The 17,297-nt window shown below is 69.1% G+C and carries 12 protein-coding genes; 2 read left to right on the plus strand and 10 right to left on the minus strand.

The features are described 5' to 3' along the window. Positions 1-63: 63 nt before the first annotated feature. The 7 genes from LYSHEL_RS03170 to pilG are packed head-to-tail and all read right to left on the minus strand — an operon-like array spanning position 64 to position 12,129. On the minus strand, positions 64-555 hold the full coding sequence (locus LYSHEL_RS03170; protein ID WP_213435600.1) for a chemotaxis protein CheW: 492 nt from the start codon (positions 553-555) through the stop codon (positions 64-66). 11 nt (positions 556-566) lie between these two features. After that, complete coding sequence (locus tag LYSHEL_RS16080; protein ID WP_213435602.1) at positions 567-2,348, minus strand: chemotaxis protein CheB; 1,782 nt, start codon at positions 2,346-2,348, stop codon at positions 567-569. Further along, a complete protein-coding gene (locus LYSHEL_RS15965; protein WP_244858643.1) occupies positions 2,341-8,706 on the minus strand; it encodes an Hpt domain-containing protein in 6,366 nt (2,121 codons plus the stop codon). The genes LYSHEL_RS16080 and LYSHEL_RS15965 overlap by 8 nt, the downstream gene beginning before the upstream one ends. Positions 8,707-8,731: 25 nt before the next feature. Further along, on the minus strand, positions 8,732-10,738 hold the full coding sequence (locus LYSHEL_RS03200) for a methyl-accepting chemotaxis protein (protein WP_213435604.1): 2,007 nt from the start codon (positions 10,736-10,738) through the stop codon (positions 8,732-8,734). A 26-nt stretch (positions 10,739-10,764) separates the two neighbouring features. Beyond that, a complete protein-coding gene (locus LYSHEL_RS03205) occupies positions 10,765-11,319 on the minus strand; it encodes a chemotaxis protein CheW (protein ID WP_213437543.1) in 555 nt (184 codons plus the stop codon). Between the two features lie 25 nt (positions 11,320-11,344). Continuing rightward, positions 11,345-11,710, minus strand: coding sequence for a response regulator transcription factor (locus tag LYSHEL_RS03210; protein ID WP_213435605.1), 366 nt, complete (start codon positions 11,708-11,710; stop codon positions 11,345-11,347). Positions 11,711-11,730: 20 nt separating this feature from the next. Then, positions 11,731-12,129, minus strand: coding sequence for a response regulator (gene pilG, locus LYSHEL_RS03215; RefSeq protein ID WP_213437544.1), 399 nt, complete (start codon positions 12,127-12,129; stop codon positions 11,731-11,733). Positions 12,130-12,341: 212 nt separating this feature from the next. Here pilG and gshB point away from each other — a divergent pair, with 212 nt between their 5' ends. Further along, the gene (gene gshB / locus LYSHEL_RS03220) at positions 12,342-13,313 is read left to right on the plus strand and encodes a glutathione synthase (protein ID WP_213435607.1); all 972 of its coding nucleotides are present in this window, start codon (positions 12,342-12,344) and stop codon (positions 13,311-13,313) included. Beyond that, positions 13,313-14,194 carry an energy transducer TonB gene (locus LYSHEL_RS03225; protein ID WP_213435609.1) on the plus strand — a complete coding sequence of 294 codons (882 nt, stop codon included), beginning with the start codon at positions 13,313-13,315 and terminating at the stop codon, positions 14,192-14,194. The genes gshB and LYSHEL_RS03225 overlap by 1 nt, the downstream gene beginning before the upstream one ends. Before the next feature lie 6 nt (positions 14,195-14,200). On the opposite strand, the gene tsaB is transcribed toward LYSHEL_RS03225, so the two are convergent. Genes tsaB through yoaA form a run of 3 tightly spaced genes read right to left on the minus strand, consistent with a single transcriptional unit; the run spans position 14,201 to position 17,296 of the window. Beyond that, positions 14,201-14,896: a tRNA (adenosine(37)-N6)-threonylcarbamoyltransferase complex dimerization subunit type 1 TsaB gene (gene tsaB, locus LYSHEL_RS03230; protein WP_213435611.1), complete on the minus strand. Its 696-nt coding sequence runs from the start codon at positions 14,894-14,896 to the stop codon at positions 14,201-14,203. Then, positions 14,893-15,294: a VOC family protein gene (locus LYSHEL_RS03235; protein WP_213435613.1), complete on the minus strand. Its 402-nt coding sequence runs from the start codon at positions 15,292-15,294 to the stop codon at positions 14,893-14,895. Before LYSHEL_RS03235 ends, tsaB begins: the two co-directional genes overlap by 4 nt. Further along, a complete protein-coding gene (yoaA, locus tag LYSHEL_RS03240; protein WP_213435615.1) occupies positions 15,287-17,296 on the minus strand; it encodes a DNA repair helicase YoaA in 2,010 nt (669 codons plus the stop codon). Before yoaA ends, LYSHEL_RS03235 begins: the two co-directional genes overlap by 8 nt. Position 17,297: the final 1 nt, after the last annotated feature.

Raw genomic sequence — 17,297 nt, forward strand, 5'->3', positions numbered from 1 at the left:
GGATGAAAAAGGGGCCCGGATTCTAGCCCGGCAGGCGTTGGCCCCGCATGCGCGGGGCCGGGGTCAGGCGGCTTGCGCGGCCTGCTGCAACGCGTCGTTGATCATCTGCTCGATGCGTTCCAGGTCCGGCAGCAGCGCCTGGTCCTGGTTGAGCAGCACGCGCGCGTGCACGCCGGTCGGCAGCGTGTCGCCGTCGGCGACGGCGTCTTCGACGAGCGTGTCGTGCGCCACCGTCACCAGGCGCGGGAAGCCCTGGGTCAGCAGCGCGAAGTACGGGAACTTGGCGTCGCCGCCGAGCGCCTTGAGCACGATCACCTTGCTGCCGAGGCCACCGGCTTCTTCGGCGATGGCGGCGAGCTTGGAGAACGCGATCAGCGGCAACTGCCAACCGCGCCAGCGGATGCGGCCGAGCAGCCAGTCGGGCGTGCCTTCGACGGGTTCGGGATCGGCGTAGGACAGCACTTCGGCGATCGTCGCGTTCGGCAGCAGCAGGCGCGCGCCGGCGATCTGGATCAGCACGCCTCGGATGTCTTGATTGAGTTGGGGTGCGGACATCGTTGCGTTACTCAGGCGGGCCAGCGCAGCAGCAGGCGGTTGACGAGGTCGTGCGGGGTGGAGGCTTCGCCACCGCGCGCGGTAAGGGCCATCGGCGCCGCAGCGTCGTAGCAGCCGTCGGGCGACTGGCCGGCGACCAGCGCGCCCTTCGCCGCATGCGCGAGCGCAGGATCGACCAACGCAGGATCGGCGCCGCTGAGCAGCAGCACGGCGCTGTCGGCCGGGGGCAGCGCGGCGAGCAACGTCGCATTCGACGCGAAGCGCAGGCCGTTGACGGATTCCAGCCCGAGTTCGGGCGGCACGATGTACACGTGCCCGGGCTCGAGCACCGTCGCGGCTTCGGCGAGCGTCACCGGCAGCGAGGCGGCGCGCGCCATCTGCTGCACGAGGCGATCGTAGCGGCCGCCGTCGAGGCGCTGGCTGATGAGCACGGGGCGCGCGAAGCCGGTCGGCAACGCGGTGAGGATCTGGCGCACTGCATCGGGTCCGCCGATGCCGGCGAGGATCAGCACGGCGCCGCGCGACACCGCGGCTTCGTCGACCAGCGCGAGCGTGGCGATTTTTTCGTCGAGCGCATCCAGGTGCTGGCGGAACTGCGGCGCGGCGGCTTCGTCGATCGCCATCGGCGTGGCGACGTGCGGTTCGTCGGTGACGTCGGCGAGCGACAGCGACGAGAAGTCGAGCTTCGCCGGCCTGGCGGTGCTCGCCGCAGCGGCGGGCGCTTCGATCGGCGCGATGTCGAAGTCGAGGTTCGGCAGTTCCGCCGGCGCGGCGCGCACGGGCGCGACGGCTTCGAGCACGTCGGATTCGGTTTCGTTCGCGGCGTGCGCACCGAGGTCGCGCATCATCGCGTCGAAGTCGTGCGCCTCGCCTGCATCGTGGCGGAACGACGGGCGCGGCTGGTCCGACAGGCCTTCCTCGGCCTCGAAGTCCAGCGCGTTGACGTCGTCGGTGAACGCGATGCCGCCGAACGCCGGGGCGTCGGTGGGCGCGTGCTGCACGGTGTCGTGCACCGGCAATTCGGCGAAGGTCATGTCGCCGAAGGAGATTTCGTCGAGCGCGGTCTCGCCGAAGGCGGGCTCGCTGGCGGGCGTTGCATCGGAAGACGATTGCGCCACCGAGTCGTCGAACGCGATGTCGTCGAGCGACACCGATTCCATCGACACCGCTTCCATCGACATGTCGGCGGACTGCAGGTCGTCGAGCGACAGCTCGTCCAGCGCCAGGCCGTCGAGTTCGACGCCTTCCATCACGATCTCGCCGCCCAGGTCGGCGTCGAAGGCCGGCAGTTCGAGCGCCGCTTCGCCGATCACCGGCTCGCGCGGCACGTCGACGGCGACCGCATCGGCTTCCGCGGCGAACGTGGCGATATCGGCATCCGCGTGGCGCGCTTCCGGCGCTTCGGGACGCCCCGGCACCAGCAACGCATCGCTTTCGGGTTCGCGCCCCGGCGGCAGCACGTCGGCATGGCGATTCAACTTCGCGGACAGATGGCGCACCCAGCGCGCCGCATCCCAGCCTTCGCGGCGCGCGGCCAGTTCGGCCTCGTCGAAGATCACGGCCAGCGACGGATCGGACAGCACTTCGTCGAACTTTTCCAGCGCGTCTTCCACCGCCGGATCCAGCGCGATGAGGATCGTCTGCGCGCGCGCATCGGCGAGCGCGCTGGGTTCGATCATCGCGGGATCGGCTTCGAGCACGATTTCGCCGCCGGCTTCCTGCAACGCCGAACGCAGGCGTTCGCAGGCTTCACCGGGACGGGCCAGCAGCGCGACGCGACGGGACTCACCCATTCACGCGGACTCCGTCGGCCATCTTCTCGGCGATCAGTTCGAACACGTTGCGCAGCAATTCGTGCTCCTGGTACGGCTTGCCCAGGTAACGCTCCACGCCGATGTCGAACGCGCGCTGGCGATGCTTCTCGCCGGTACGCGAGGTGATCATCATGATCGGCACGTTGCGGAAGCGCGGGTCGGCCTTCATCGCGGTCGCGAGTTCGTAACCGTCCATGCGCGGCATTTCGATGTCGAGCAGCATCAGGTCGGGCACGCGCTCTTCCAGGCGTTCCAGGGCGTCCACGCCATCCTTCGCGGTGGTGACTTCGAAGTTGTGGCGCTCCAGCACGCGGCCGGTGACCTTGCGCATCGTGACCGAGTCGTCGACCACCATGACCAGCGGCACGTGGCGCTTTTCGGGCTGCGGCGCCGGCACGGTGTCACGCGGCAACGCGGCCTGGCGGCGCACGAGCGGAGCGACGTCGAGGATCACGACGACGGAGCCGTCGCCCATGATCGTCGCGCCGAAGATGCCCGGCACCGAACCCACCTGCGGACCCACCGGCTTCACCACGATTTCGCGATTGCCGAGCACCTGGTCGATGCTGACCGCCGCGCGCAGTTCACCGGCGCGGATCAGCAGCAGCGGCATCTGCAGCTGGCCTTCGGCCTTCGCGGCCGCGTGGCCGAGCAGCAGGCCGAGATCGTGCAGTGCGTACTCTTCGCCGCCGTACGCGTACGTGGCGTCGTTCTTCGCCAGCGCTTCGCGCGTCACGCGGCCCACGCCGCGCACCGAGGCGATCGGCACGGCATACGTGGTTTCGCCGATCTTGACGAACACCGCCTGCGTGACCGCGAGCGTCTGCGGCAGGCGCAGGGTGAACGTGGTGCCTTCGCCCTGCTTCGACTTGATGTCCAGCGCGCCGCCGAGCTGGCGGACTTCGCTGGCGACCACGTCCATGCCCACGCCGCGGCCGGCGAGGCGGCTGACGGTGTCGGCGGTGGAGAAGCCCGGCTCCATGATCAGCGCGTCGAGGTCGGCGTCGGCCAGCACCGCATCGCTGCGGATCAGGCCGCGCTCTTCGGCGCGTTTGCGGATGGCGTTGCGGTTGAGGCCCGCGCCGTCGTCGCCGACTTCCAGCACGACTTCCGACCCTTCGCGGCGCACCGCGATGCGGATCGTGCCTTCTTCGCTCTTCTTGTGCTTCCTGCGGTCGCCCGGCGATTCCAGGCCGTGCGCGACCGCGTTGCGCAGCATGTGTTCCAGCGGCGCGGTCATGCGCTCGAGCACGTTGCGATCGAGTTCGCCCTGCGCACCGTCCAGCTTCAGCTGCACGTTCTTGCCGGTGTCGGCCGCCGCCTGGCGGACGACGCGGCGCAGGCGCGGCACGAGCGCATCGAACGGCACCATGCGCGTGCGCATGAGGCCTTCCTGCAGTTCCGAGCTCACGCGCGACTGCTGGAGCAGCAGCGTTTCGTACTGGCGCGTCAGGTCTTCCAGCGACCCCTGCAGCGACGACATGTCCGCCGCGGACTCGGCCAGGCCTCGGCTGAGCTGCTGCAGCGTGGAGAAGCGGTCGAGTTCCAGCGGATCGAACGTCTGGTCCGCGGTGTCGTGCTCGCGCTGGTAGCGCGCGATGATCTGCGCTTCGGTTTCGATGTCCAGGCGGCGCAGCTGGTCGCGGAGGCGCTGGTTGGTCGCTTCCATTTCGCCCATGGCGCCGCGGAAGTTGCCGAGCTGCTGTTCCAGGCGCGACCGGTAGATCGCGACTTCGCCCGCGTAGTTGACGAGGCGGTCCAGCAGGTCGGCGCGGATGCGCACCTGTTCCTGCGGGGCGCGCACGCCGATGTCGTCGTCGTCGCCGGCGCCCGCGTCCATGATCGGCGCGGACAGCGGCTTGAGTTCCGCCTTCGGCGCGGCCCACGTCTGGCGCGTGTCGACTTCCGCCGCCGGCTCGTACGTGCGGCCCTTGGCGCGCGCGTCGAACTGGGCGATCAGCTGTTCCGGCATCGCGATCGCGCGGCGTTCGCCGACGCGGGTGACCATCGCGTGCAGGCGGTCGAAACCGCGCTCGAGCAGCGGAATGCCATCGCGTCCCAGCTCGCTGCGGTGTTCGACCACCGCTTCGAGCAGCGACTCCATCGCGTGGCCGAGTTCGCCCACGGCCATGATGCCGGCCATGCGCGCACCGCCCTTGAGCGTGTGCAGGTCGCGCTGCAGGCCGACCAGGTGTTCGCGTTCGCCCGGTGCGTTGCGCAGCTGCGCGAGCAGGCCGTCGGAATGGTCGAGCAGGTCGACGCCTTCCTCGACGAAGATGTCGACGAGTTCGGGGTCGAGGTCGGTGAGGTCGAGCGCTTCGTCCGGATCGTTGGCCGAGGCCACGGCGTCGGCCAGCATCTGGGCGACGGCGGGTTCGGCGTCTTCGGATTCGGCGACGGTGGCTTCGACGGCGGGTTCTTCGACGACGGGTTCTTCGACCGCAGGTGCTTCGGCTTCAGGCTGCGGCGCCGCGGCGTCCTCGGCGAGCTTCGCGGCCTCGGCGGCCGCGTGTTCGCGGGCCAGGCGCTCGGCTTCGTATTCCGCTTCCAGCGCGGCGTATTCGGCTTCCTCGGCGAGGCGGACGCGTTCGGCTTCGGCTTCGGCGGCGACGCGTTCGGATTCGACGCGTTCTGCTTCGGCGCGTTCGGCTTCGGCGCGTTCGGCTTCGGCGCGTTCGGCTTCGGCGCGCTGGGCCTCGAGGCGTTCGGCTTCGAGGCGTTCCGCTTCGACGCGTTCGGTCTCGGCGCGCTCGGCGTCGAGGCGTTCGGCTTCGATGCGCTCGGCTTCGAGGCGTTCGGCTTCCAGCAGCAAGGCTTCCACGCGCTGGGCTTCGGCGCGCTCGGACTCGGCGCGTTCGGCTTCCAGGCGCTCGGATTCGATGCGTTCGAATTCGGCACGTTCCGCTTCGAGGCGCTGCGCTTCGGCGTGTTCGGCTTCCGCACGCGCCGCTTCGGCGCGTTCGGCCTCCGCACGATCGGCTTGCGCACGCTCGGCGTCGAGGCGTTGCGTTTCCAGGCGCTCGGCTTCGACGCGCTCGGCTTCGAGCAACGACGCTTCCAGGCCCGCCTGCGCTTCGATCGCCGCGGCGTCGGCCGCATCGCCTTCGAGTTCGAACTCTTCCAGCGCCAGGCCGTCGCTGCCGACGTCGAACGACGCGGCATCCAGCGACGCGGTGTCCAGCGTGCCGTCGAGCACGATGTCTTCGACGACGACGTGGTCGGCGCCACCTTCGGCGGCTTCGTTGATCGGCAGCCCGGCATCGACCGGGATCGCATCGGACAGGTCGAGGAACGCCGACAGGTCTTCGCCCTGCAGCGTGACTTCCTCGACGGCGTGGTCCGACGTGTCCTGCAACGCAAGGCCGGTGTCGACCGGCGTGGCTTCGGCGAGGTCGGTGAATTCGCGCAGGTCGGCGACGCCGGCCAGTTCGAGGTTCGCGTGTTCCAGCGCGTCGAGGTCGGCTTCGACCGGTTCGGTCGGCAGCAGCGGCGTCTTCGCTTCCGGCAGTTCGTCGCGCAGCGCGACGACCTGGCGGGCCAGCGCTTCGAACACCGGCACGCGCGGCGCGTCGGTCTGCAACGCGGTGACGGTGCGGCGGATGGCTTCCGCCGTGGCGGCCAGCGCGGCCACGCCCTGCGCCGTCGGCAATGCATGCGCGGCGAGCAGACGCTTGATGTAGGTCTCGGCCGGACCGGTGACGTTGGTGATGGCCGGGACTTCGGTCATCGCGAACGCGCCGTTCATCGTGTGCATCGCGCGCAGCAGCGCGTCGTTGGCGGCGACCGGGCGCGCCTGCGCCTGGGCGAGCCACGCATCGATGGTGACCAGGTGGCCACCGACTTCCGTGCCCAGGATCTCGAGCAGCACGGGGTCGACGGTTGCCGGCACGGTGACTTCGTCGCTGTCGCCGGTGACGGCGGGCGCGAGCGAATCGGCGGCATCCATGGCGACGGTGGTCGCGACGGGCGCCACCACGGCAGCGACGGGCGCGGCCGCAACGTACGTGGCTTCTTCACCCGCGGCGACGCGATCGGCGATCGCTTCGATGCCGGCGAGGTCCGCGGACAACGCACCTTCGCCGCGCAACGCCGCGTGCAGCTGCGGCAGCGTGTAGAAGGCCTGTTCGACGAGCGCGATGACCGCCGGGCTGGCCGGACGCGAGCCATCGAGCACGCGGTTGAGCATGTTCTCGATCTTCCAGCTGAACTCGCCGAGCGTACGCGCGCCCACGAGCCGGCCGGAGCCCTTCAGCGTGTGGAAGACGCGACGGATCGGACGCAGCTTCTCGACGTCGTCGGGCGCGTTGCGCCACGCCGGCAGCATCTGTTCGAGGTGGCCGATCTCTTCCTCGAATTCCTCGAGGAACACTTCGCGGATTTCGTCGTCGATCTCGTCGCCGGTGGCTTCGAAACCGCCGGCGACGCCGGTGGCGACGGGCGCGGGCACGTAGGCCGGCGCGGGCGGCGGCACGGGGATCGCGGGCGTGGGCTCGACGGCGTGCGTCGGCGCCGACACCAGTTCGATCGTGTCGTCGGACAGGGCGACGGGCGCATCGACCAGGTCGAACGCGACGTCGTGTTCGGCGACCGGTGCGGCTTCCACCGGCGCTTCGACCGGCGCGACGTCCTGCGGCAACGGCCAGTAACGCAGCGTTTCCAGGCTCTGGCGCGCGATGTCGAGGATGCCGTCGCGGCTCGGGCGCTGTTCGCGCAGGGCTTCGAGGTAGTACTCGATGGAGGCGAGCGCATCGGCGAGCGTGTCGAGCTGCTGGCCGTTGGGCACGCGCTTGCGGCCGATCAGCTCGGCCTCGGTGTACTTGCGGATGCCGACGAGGTAGTCGGCGGGCTGCGCGAGGTCGAGGATGCGCAGCGCACCGCCGACTTCGTCGAGCAGGCGCGGCACGTTGTCGAGCTGCGCGTGGTCCCAGCTGGTTTCCACGAACGCGACGAACGCCTGGCGCGCGTCGGAGAAATTGGTGATCGCTTCGCGGACGAGGACTTCGAGCACCTTGCGCGATTCGCTCGCGATCGGGTCGGAGGCTTCGCCTTCGTTCGGGCGGCCCAGGCGATCGACCTGGTCGTCCAGCGAGGCGTCGACGTAGAGCAGTGCGCCGGCGATATCGAGCAGCGCGCCTTCGTCGGCCGGGCGGTTGCCCGCGACGATGTCGTGCATCGCATCGCGCTGCTGCAGCACGACGTTGCGCGCCACGCCCAGGCCCATCATGCCGAGCGTATCGGCGACGCGGCCCAGCGCTTCCACCTGCGGATGCAGGTCGGCAACGCCCGTCTGCTTGGTGCGCAGGTGCAGGTCGAGCGAATCCTTGACGCGCAGCAGGTCTTCCTTGATCGCGGCGGCCACGGTGTCGAGCAGCGCGCGGTTGCGGCCGCTCAAACTGCCGCGGGCGTGCGCGAGTTCGGATTCCGTCGGCAGGTGCGCGGACAGGTTGAACGTGTTGCGCAACGCATCCAGCGCCTGGTGTTTCCCGTCGCTGTGGGCGACGTGGTACAGCAGCTGGCGCGTCGGTTCGAAGGTGGGTTCGGGGCGCGGCGCATTGAAGCTGTCGCCCTCGAACACGTTGCGCGCTTCGCGCTCCACGCCGGCGAAGGCCTGGCGCATCGCACGCGTCGCGGTGATGGCGCCATCGCGCAGCGCGGCGGCCACGGACGAGGCCACCCACAACATGCGGCGCGTCGAATCGTGGTCGGCGCTTTCCAGCAATGCGTCGATCGCCTTCGCGATGCCGGCGGCATTCGCGGGCGCGCCGTCTTCCGGCCACGCCGCCAATGCGTCGCGCAGCGTCGACAGCTGCTGGCCCGCCATGAGCTGGCGGCTCTGGCGCGGCAGCGGCGTCGGCGCAGGCAGGTCGGCCGGCAGCGGACGGTCGAGGTCCGGCGCGAACAGCACGCTTTCGCTCAGCCCCGTTTCGCCGCGTGCGGCGCGCAGCTCGTTGAGCAGCGGCAGCAGGACGATCGGGATGTCCTTGTGGCCACCCTGCAGGCGCTCGAGGTAATCCGGGAGCAGGACCACGCCGCGCATCAGCGCGCCGCAGGCCTCGTCGCGGTCGGCGACGCCGCCGGCCGAGCCGGGCGGCACCGCCAGCGCGTGCGCGAGGCGTTCCATTTCCTCGGCGACCATGGCCGGGGCATACAGCTCCACCATGCGCAACGTGCCGTGCACCTGGTGGAGGAAGCCGGCGCAGAAGCGCATGCGGGCGGTATCGGCGGGATCTTCGGCGAAGGCTTCGATGTCCATGCGCGCCTGGCGCAGGGTTTCATCGAGCTCCGGCTTGATCCAGCCGAGCGTGGTGGTATCGATGGCGTCGCGCAGCGCGGTCATGCCTTAGGTTCCTGCTGTCGGCGCTTTACGCCGGCAGCTTGAAGTCCGCGACCGAACGGCGCAGGTCCGCGGCGAGCTGGGCCAGGTTGCCGATGGATTCGGCCGTCTGGCTCGCGCCCTGCGAGGTCTGCGAAGTGATCTGCTGGATGGTGTTCATCGTGGCGGTGATGTTCGTCGCGGCGCTGGACTGCTGTTGCGCTGCGGTCGAAATGCCCTGAATGAGGTTCGACAGGTCGGACGACACCTTTTCGATCTCGCCCAGTGCCGTACCCGCGTCTTCCGCGAGGCGTGCACCGGCGACCACTTCGGAGGTCGTCTGTTCCATCGAGCTCACCGCTTCGTTGGTGTCGGACTGAATCGTCTGGACCAGCGTTTCGATTCGCTTGGTGGCGTTCGAAGCGCGTTCTGCGAGTCGCTGCACTTCGTCCGCGACGACCGCGAAGCCGCGGCCCGCTTCACCGGCCGAGGCCGCCTGGATGGCCGCGTTGAGCGCCAGGATGTTCGTCTGCTCGGAGATGTCGTTGATCAGTTCAACGATCGAGCCGATTTCCTGCGAGCTTTCGCCGAGGCGCTTGATGCGCTTGGAGGTTTCCTGGATCTGGTCGCGGATCGAGTCCATGCCCGCGATCGTCTGGCGCACGACGCCGGCGCCCTTCGTCGCGATCTGCACCGAGCGCTGCGCCACGTCCGCCGATTCGGCCGAGTTGCGCGACACCTGGTTGATGCTTTCCGCGATTTCGCTGATGCGGTCGGAGGCGGAGCTGATTTCCTGCGCCTGGTGTTCGGCGGCTTCGGCGAGGTGCATGGCGGTCGCCTGCGTTTCCTGCGCGCTGGAGGCCACCTGCACCGAGGTGTCGTTGATCGTCGCCACGAGGCTGCGGAGCTGTTCGACCGCGAAGTTGATCGAGTCCGCGATCGCGCCGGTCATGTCTTCCGTGACCGTCGCCTTCACCGTCAAGTCGCCTTCTGCCAGCGAACCCATTTCGTCCAGCAGGCGCATGATCGCCTCCTGGTTGCGGTCGTTGAGTTCCTTGGTGGTGTCGAACCGGCGCTGCTGCGCGCGGTACAACGACCAGAGCAAACCGATGATCGACAGCAGCGCCAGCGCACCGGAGACGAAGCTCACGAGCGGGTGGCCGACGAGCGTGGTGCTCTTGACGGAGCCGAACGAAGACAGCGCGTCGAACAACCCGCGGCTGTCGTTGAGCAGGCCGTCGGAGCCGTTGGTGATCTGCGCGGCGGCCGACTGGGCGGCGAAGAGGTTCTGCGAGCTGGCCAGGATGGCGTCCAGGTCCTTGCGCATGTCGGTCCACAACACGCTGGCCTGGTTGAGCGAGGCCACCGCGGCGGGGTTGGCGAGCTTCTGCACGTTGGCCGAACCGCCGTCGCGCAGGCCCTTCAACACGTTTTCGAACACGTCGGTATCGCGCTTGAGCGCGTCGCCGGCGAGGCTGGCCGACGCGCCACCGGCGCGGATCTGCGTGACGCGCTGGGCCATCGTGGAGGCGAGCACCACCTGGCGCAGGGCGATGTAGACCTGCGAGGACGGCGCGCCGGACGCGGACATCGCGCGCACGACCTCGTCGAGCTGCGCCTGCAGCTGCGGGACGCGGGCGGTGAACTTGTCGGCGTGGCCGGCGAATTCGACCACCGTCTTCTCGGCGCCGACCACCTGGTCCGCGCTGCGGCCCAGCGGGGCCCACGTCGCGGAAACCTTGTCGATCGGGCCGGAGACCAGCGCCTTGTCGCCGTAGTTGCTCTTCAGGTCGGACACGTCCGACTCGATCGTCGCCTTGGTCGCCTTGAAGGCCGTGAACGCTTCGGGCTTGCCGCCGACCGCTTCACGGCCCTGGTTGGCGAGCTGCTGCGACAACACCTGCAGGTTCGCCGCCGAGGCGTTGGCGCCGGCCAGCTGGCTGCCGCGATACGTGGCGATGCCCGTGTTCGCACCGAAGATCAACACCGACAACCCCAGCAGGCCAAGCCACGCCGTGGTCCCCAGGTTGCGGCCCTTTTCCATCATCGTGCTCATGTTCGACCTCTGATCTGCGGTGCGGCTCAGGCCGCGGCTTGTCTGAATTCGGGGGTGCGCGCCAGCAACGACAGGCTGAAGACGCCCCAGGGGTGGTCGCCCAGGCGGTAGGCCCGGTCGATGAAATGCGAGTAGCGGCCTTCGGCCAGGCCGTCGGTTTCGATCTTCTGCGCTTCGACGAAGGAACGCTGTCCATAGAGTTCGTCGATGGTGACCGCGACATCGCCGCCAGCCTGGCGGACGATCAGCACGCGCTGGCCTTCATGGATGACCGTGCGCTCGCCTTCGAGGAACTGCTTGAGGTCCACGATGGGCAGCAGGCTGCCGCGGATGTTGGCCACGCCGAGCATCCACGGCTGCGCCCCCGGCACCGGGGTGACCGGCGGGAGCGGCAGGATTTCCACCACTTCGTCGAAGCCCGAGGCCAGGCGGTGCGCGCCGATGCGATAGCCGACGCCGCGCCACAGGCCCGGGGCTTCCATCTGCTCCGGCAGGCCGACGACGTGCGACAGGCTGCGACGCTCGTAGTCCGCGATGACCTCGTACGGCGTGGCGCGCGACCCGGCGGCGCGGGACGTCATCGTGTCCGTGTGCATGCCCATGAGGTCAGGCCCCCAGCAGTTCGTTGATCCGCGCGATGAGGCTGGCCTCATGCGGCGGCTTCACGATGTAGTCCTTGGCTCCCTGCCGAAGTCCCCACGCCTTGTCCGTTTCCATGCCCTTGGTGCTCACGATCAGCACCGGGATGGCGCTGGTCGCGGCGTCCTTGGACAGCGCGCGCGTGGCCTGGAACCCGTTCATGCCGGGCAGGATCACGTCCATCAGCACGAGGTCGGGCATTTCGCGTTTGCAGACGGCAATGCCGTCCTCGGCGCTGGGCGATGCCAGCACCTGGTGTCCGTTGCGTTCAAGCAACTGCGTAAGGACCGCCGTATCGGTCGGCGAGTCCTCGATCAGCAGGATTCTTGCCATGGTGTCGCCCTACCCCCCGGTCAGGCGTTGACGTGCTTGCGGATGGCGTCGAGCAGTTCTTCCCGAGTGAAAGGCTTGGTCAGGTACTGCTCGGAGCCGACGATTCGACCCCTCGCCTTGTCGAACAGGCCGTCCTTGGAGGACAGCATGATCACGGGCGTGGATTTGAACATCTGGTTGTTCTTGATCAATGCACACGTCTGATAGCCATCCAGGCGCGGCATCATGATGTCGACGAAGATGATCTGTGGCTGGTTGTCGGCGATTTTGGCGAGCGCCTCGAAGCCGTCGGTCGCCGTCACCACCTCGGCGCCTTCGCGCTTGAGCAATGTCTCGGCGGTACGTCGGATCGTCTTCGAGTCGTCGATGACCATCACCCTCAAGCCACTGAGGTTGGTCGGCCGACCGTCTTCCTGCATCACGTGATCCCCTTCGATTCGAACGGCGCTCATGACTCCCCCGGCGCCGTTGCGGACGTCTTATATCCCAGTCCGGACGAACGCTGTCAAGCGAGAATTGCAGAGTTATTCGGAGGCAACGCATTCACGCGTGCGAATTGCGTGCCAGCGTCCGCAGGTCGGGGCATGCGTGCCTGCTAACATCCCGCGCACCTTGCCCAGCGCGCACCCCCATGCTTGATGTCGTCGTGGTGATGGACCCGATCGGGTCGATCAAGATCGCCAAGGACTCCACCTTCGCGATGTTGCTCGAGGCGCAGCGCCGCGGGCACCGCCTGCTGTACGTGGTGCCCGGTGGTTTGTCGGTGCGCGGCGGCGTCGCCGGGGCGCGCGTGGCGCCGCTCGAAGTGCGCGACGAGGCCGGAAACCACTACAAACTGGGAACTGCGTCACAGATTGAGCTGGGTCCGCAGCATGTCGTGCTGATGCGGAAGGACCCGCCGGTCGACACCGATTTCCTCAACGACACCCAGGTGCTCACGCTGGCGCAGCGCGCCGGGGCCCTGGTCGTCAACGATCCGCAGGGCCTGCGCGACCTCAACGAGAAGCTGGGCTCGCTCGAATTCCCGCAGTGCTGCCCCGAGACCCTGGTGTCCCGCGACGCCACCGCCCTGAAGGCCTTCGTCGCCGAGCAGGGCCGCGCCGTGGTCAAGCCGCTGGACGGCATGGGCGGGCGCTCGATCTTCCGCGTGGACGCCGGCGAGGCCAACGTCAACGTGATCCTGGAAACCATCACCGCCGGCGGCCGCCACCTGGCCATCGCGCAGCGCTACGTCCCGGAGATCTCCGAAGGCGACAAGCGCATCCTGCTCGTGGACGGCGTGCCGGTGGACTATTGCCTGGCGCGCATCCCGCAGGGCGACGAATTCCGCGGCAACCTCGCGGCCGGCGGGCGCGGCGAAGGCCGCCCCCTGAGCGAACGCGACCGCTGGATCGCCCAGCAGGTGGGCCCGGAGATGCGCCGCCGCGGCATGGTGTTCGTGGGCCTGGACGTGATCGGCGACTACCTCACCGAGGTCAACGTCACCAGCCCCACCTGCATCCGCGAGCTCGACGCGCAGTTCGGGCTCAACATCGCCGGCCTGCTGTTCGATGCCATCGAAGCGCGCGTGGCCGCGCGCGACCAGGACATCGCCCGCGCCTGATGTCCGCCGTCGCCGCACCCCCGCCCGCGCCGCGCATCGGCGACAACGAACGCCTCAGCGCGACCGTCGTGTTTTCGCTCCTCCTGCACGGATTGCTCGTGCTCGGCGTGGGCTTCGCGCTGGACGACGCTGCGCCCGTGCTGCCCACGCTCGACGTGATTCTCACGCAGACACAGACGCCGCTCACGCCGAAGCAAGCCGATTTCCTGGCGCAGGCCAACAACCAGGGCGGCGGCGAACACGACAAGAGCGCGCGGCCCACCGATGCGCAGACCGGCATCGCGCCGCAGCCGGAACCCGGCGTCGCCGCGCAACCGTTGCGCCGCCAGTCGCCCGCGCCGCAGCCGCCGCCGGAAGCGCGCGTCATCACCGCGGTGCGCAGCGACACGCGCGCACCGCAAGCGCAGGAAACGCCGACGCCCACCGACATCCCGTATCCGCAGGGCCGGCAGAAAGTCGAACGCGACATGGAGATGGCGCGCCTGGCCGCGGAGATCCATTTGCGCAGCGAGCGTTACGCCAAGCGCCCGAAGCGCAAGTTCGTCTCGGCCAGCACCAAGGAATACGCGTACGCCGCGTACCTCCGCGGCTGGGTGGATCGCGTCGAGCGCGTGGGCAACCTCAACTATCCGGACGAGGCGCGTCGTCGCCGCATCGGCGGCTTGCTCGTGATCAGCGTGGCGGTGCGCCGCGACGGCAGCATCGAACGCGCCGACATCATCCAGTCCAGCCACACGCCGATGCTCGACGCGGCCGCGCTGCGCATCGTGAAATTGAGCGAACCGTTCGCGCCGCTGCCGAAGACGGAAGAAAACGTCGACATCCTGCACGTGGTGCGGACGTGGCAATTCACGCCGGGCGGCGAGCTGATCGACCGGTAAGCGCGATCAAGGCTGGCGCGCGGCGCGTGCAGCCTGTTGTTCGACGAGGGTGAGCGCGACGTTGTCGCGCAAATACGCAGGTTCCGCGCGCTCCGGCGCAACCGCTTCGCCGCGTTCGAACGCATGTACCGCGAGTCGCGCGACATCCGCCGCATGCGGCAACGCCGTCGCATCGAACGCCTGCAGGCGATCGCCGAGCGTGCGCGGCAACACACCATCGACCGCGCCGAAGCCCGTGCCGCTGCCGATCCACGTGCCGTCCGGCAACACCACGCCGTCCGGTTTCGCGACGCGTTCGTGATCCACCAGGCGCGCATCGCCGCCCTCGCAACGGAACGCACCGACATACACCTCGCCCATCCGCGCATCGATCGCGGCGAGCACGTCACGCGCGTTCGCCCGCAATGCCAGCGCGGCGAGCGTGGACACGGGCACGATCGGACGATCCAGCGCCAGCGCGATGCCCTGCGCGATCGCGATCGCCAGGCGCACGCCGGTGAAGGCACCCGGGCCGCGGCCCACGGCGATCGCATCGAGCTGCGACTTCGCGATGCCGGCATCCGCCAGTACCGCTTCCGCCCACGGCAATGCGAGTTCGGCGTGGCGGCGCGGCGCGATCTCGAAGCGCTCGCGCACGTCGCCGTCGACCCACAGCGCCACCGAACACGCTTCGGTCGCAAGCTCGAACGCCAGCAGTTTCATGCGCCGTCTTCGGGCGCCGGTTCCCACAACTCGACGAGCCCGCCTTCCGGATCGAGCACGTAACCGAACTTGCCCTGCTCGCTCGCGTCGTAACGGTCGAGCACGTTGCAGCCTTCGGCGCGCAGCGCGGCGAGCGTGGCGTCGAGGTCGTCGACGCGCAGGTTCACCATGTAGGGCTTGTCGCTGGGCTGGAAATACTCGGTGCTCGCCTTGAACGGCGACCACACGGTCTGGGCCGGCGCGCCGGTGTCGTCGCGCTTCCACCTGAAGATGTGGCCGCCCCAGCCTTCGCCGCCGACGTCGAGGTGCTTCGCGTACCAGGCGGACAAGGCGTCGGGATCGTCGGCCTTGAAGAACACGCCGCCAATGCCGTGCACGCGGCGGGGACGATCAGTCATGGACAGGCTCCTCGACGGGGATGTGCGTGGATTCTGCCGCAAAGAACGCGGCCACGTCCGCCACGTCCCGCGTCCGCGCGAATGGCGGCAGGGATTCGAAGAACGTGCGGCCGTAGCTCTTGCCGACCAGGCGCGGGTCGCACAGCACCAGCACGCCGCGGTCGGTCTCGCTGCGGATGAGCCGGCCGACGCCCTGCTTCAGCGCGATCACGGCCTGCGGCAACTGTTCGTCGCGGAAGGGATTGCCGCCGGCGCGGCGGATCGAATCCAGCCGCGCTTCGAAGACCGGATCGTCCGGTGCGGCGAACGGCAGCTTGTCGATCACCACCACGCTCAGCGCATCGCCCGCGACATCCACGCCTTCGCGGAAACTCGCCGCGCCCAGCAACACGCCGTTGCCGGATTCGCGGAAGCGCTGCAGCAGCACGTGCCGCGGCGCTTCGCCCTGCACGAACAACGGCCAGGGACCATCGCGCATCGCTTCGGCCGCTTCGCGCAAGGCGCGGTGCGAGGCGAACAACACGAATGCGCGGCCGGCGGACGCTTCCAGTACCGGCGTCAGCGCATCGACCACGGCGCGGCCGTAGTCCCGCGACATCGGTTCCGGCATGTGCGGCGGGAGATAGCACAGGGCCTGCTTCGGCCAGTCGAAGGGACTGGGTTCGAGCAGCATCTCGGGGTTTTCGAGGCCGAGGCGTTCGCGCACGTGGTCGAACGCGCCCGCCACCGACAGCGTCGCCGACGTGAACACCCACGCCGCATGCGAACGCTCGCGATGCTCGCGCAGCGGACCCGACACATCGAGCGGCGTGCGCTGGAAGCGGAAACCGCGCGGCGAGAGTTCGTACCAACACACGTCGCCATCGTGCTGCGGCGCGAGGTCTTCGTCGCCTTCCACGGCCTCGGCGAAATCGCGCGCTTCCGGTCCTTCGATCCAGCGCCGCAGCCGCGCCCCGAATTCCACCGCGCGCGCATGGCAACTCTCGAAGCCCGGCGATGCTTCGCGCAGCGGGACGAGCGTTTCGACGAAATCCTGCACGGCGTCGAGCAACTGTTCGCACGCATCGCGCACCGGGATTTCGTGCAGCGCACGCCCGCGCGTGCCGCGCGTCGGCAACACGTCCATCGCGGCGCGCAACACGCGCGTGGCGTGTTCCACCTGCATCGCCGGACCCTGCACGGCGCCCAGCGCACTGCCGACGTCCTTGCATTCGCCGATCGCGTCGCGCGCCAGTTCCACCAGCGGGCGTGCGCCCAGGCCTTCGCCGAAGAATTGCGCGGCGAGATCCGGCAACTGGTGCGCTTCGTCGACCACGAACGCCTGCGCGCCCGGCAGGATTTCGCCGAAGCCTTCCTGCTTGAGCGCCAGGTCCGCGAGCAGCAGGTGATGGTTGACGACCACGACATCCGCCGACTGCGCGCGCGAGCGCGCCTGCACGACGAAACACTCCGACCAGAACGGGCATTCACTGCCGAGGCAGTTCTCCGCCGTGCTCGTCACCATCGGCAGCAGCGGCGAATCCTCGGGTAGCGCCTCGATCTCCGCCATGTCGCCGAAGCGCGTGCGCCCGCTCCACGCGACGATGCGCTGGAACTGCGCGATCTGTTCGCGATTGGCGAAACGCGGCTCGCCCTTCGCGCGTTCGAGGCGGTGCTTGCACAGGTAATTGGCGCGACCCTTCAGCAACGCCGTCGTGATGCCGATGCCCAGCGCATCGCGCACGCGCGGCAGGTCGCGCAGGTACAGCTGGTCCTGCAGCGCGCGCGTGCCGGTGGAGACGATCGTCTTCAGCCCCGACAACAACGCGGGCACGAGGTACGCGAAAGTCTTGCCGGTGCCCGTGCCGGCTTCGGCGAGCAACGTGCTGCGCTTGTCGAACGCGTCGGCCACCGCCATCGCGAGGCGCTGCTGCGCGTCGCGCGGCGTGAAGCCGGGAATGGCATCGGCGAGCGCGCCGCCTTCGGCCAGCGCATCGCGCGCGGAGGCGACCAGGTCCGACATC

The sequence above is a fragment of the Lysobacter helvus genome, from assembly GCF_018406645.1.
In the GTDB taxonomy this organism is placed as follows: Bacteria; Pseudomonadota; Gammaproteobacteria; order Xanthomonadales; family Xanthomonadaceae; genus Noviluteimonas; species Noviluteimonas caseinilytica.

Coding starts and splice junctions, on each gene's coding strand:
- LYSHEL_RS03170 (WP_213435600.1), bottom strand. CDS start 555: ATGTCCGCACCCCAACTCAATCAAGACATCCGAGGCGTGCTGATCCAG.
- LYSHEL_RS16080 (WP_213435602.1), bottom strand. CDS start 2,348: ATGGGTGAGTCCCGTCGCGTCGCGCTGCTGGCCCGTCCCGGTGAAGCC.
- LYSHEL_RS15965 (WP_244858643.1), bottom strand. CDS start 8,706: ATGACCGCGCTGCGCGACGCCATCGATACCACCACGCTCGGCTGGATC.
- LYSHEL_RS03200 (WP_213435604.1), bottom strand. CDS start 10,738: ATGAGCACGATGATGGAAAAGGGCCGCAACCTGGGGACCACGGCGTGG.
- LYSHEL_RS03205 (WP_213437543.1), bottom strand. CDS start 11,319: ATGACGTCCCGCGCCGCCGGGTCGCGCGCCACGCCGTACGAGGTCATC.
- LYSHEL_RS03210 (WP_213435605.1), bottom strand. CDS start 11,710: ATGGCAAGAATCCTGCTGATCGAGGACTCGCCGACCGATACGGCGGTC.
- pilG (WP_213437544.1), bottom strand. CDS start 12,129: ATGCAGGAAGACGGTCGGCCGACCAACCTCAGTGGCTTGAGGGTGATG.
- gshB (WP_213435607.1), top strand. CDS start 12,342: ATGCTTGATGTCGTCGTGGTGATGGACCCGATCGGGTCGATCAAGATC.
- LYSHEL_RS03225 (WP_213435609.1), top strand. CDS start 13,313: ATGTCCGCCGTCGCCGCACCCCCGCCCGCGCCGCGCATCGGCGACAAC.
- tsaB (WP_213435611.1), bottom strand. CDS start 14,896: ATGAAACTGCTGGCGTTCGAGCTTGCGACCGAAGCGTGTTCGGTGGCG.
- LYSHEL_RS03235 (WP_213435613.1), bottom strand. CDS start 15,294: ATGACTGATCGTCCCCGCCGCGTGCACGGCATTGGCGGCGTGTTCTTC.
- yoaA (WP_213435615.1), bottom strand. CDS start 17,296: ATGTCGGACCTGGTCGCCTCCGCGCGCGATGCGCTGGCCGAAGGCGGC.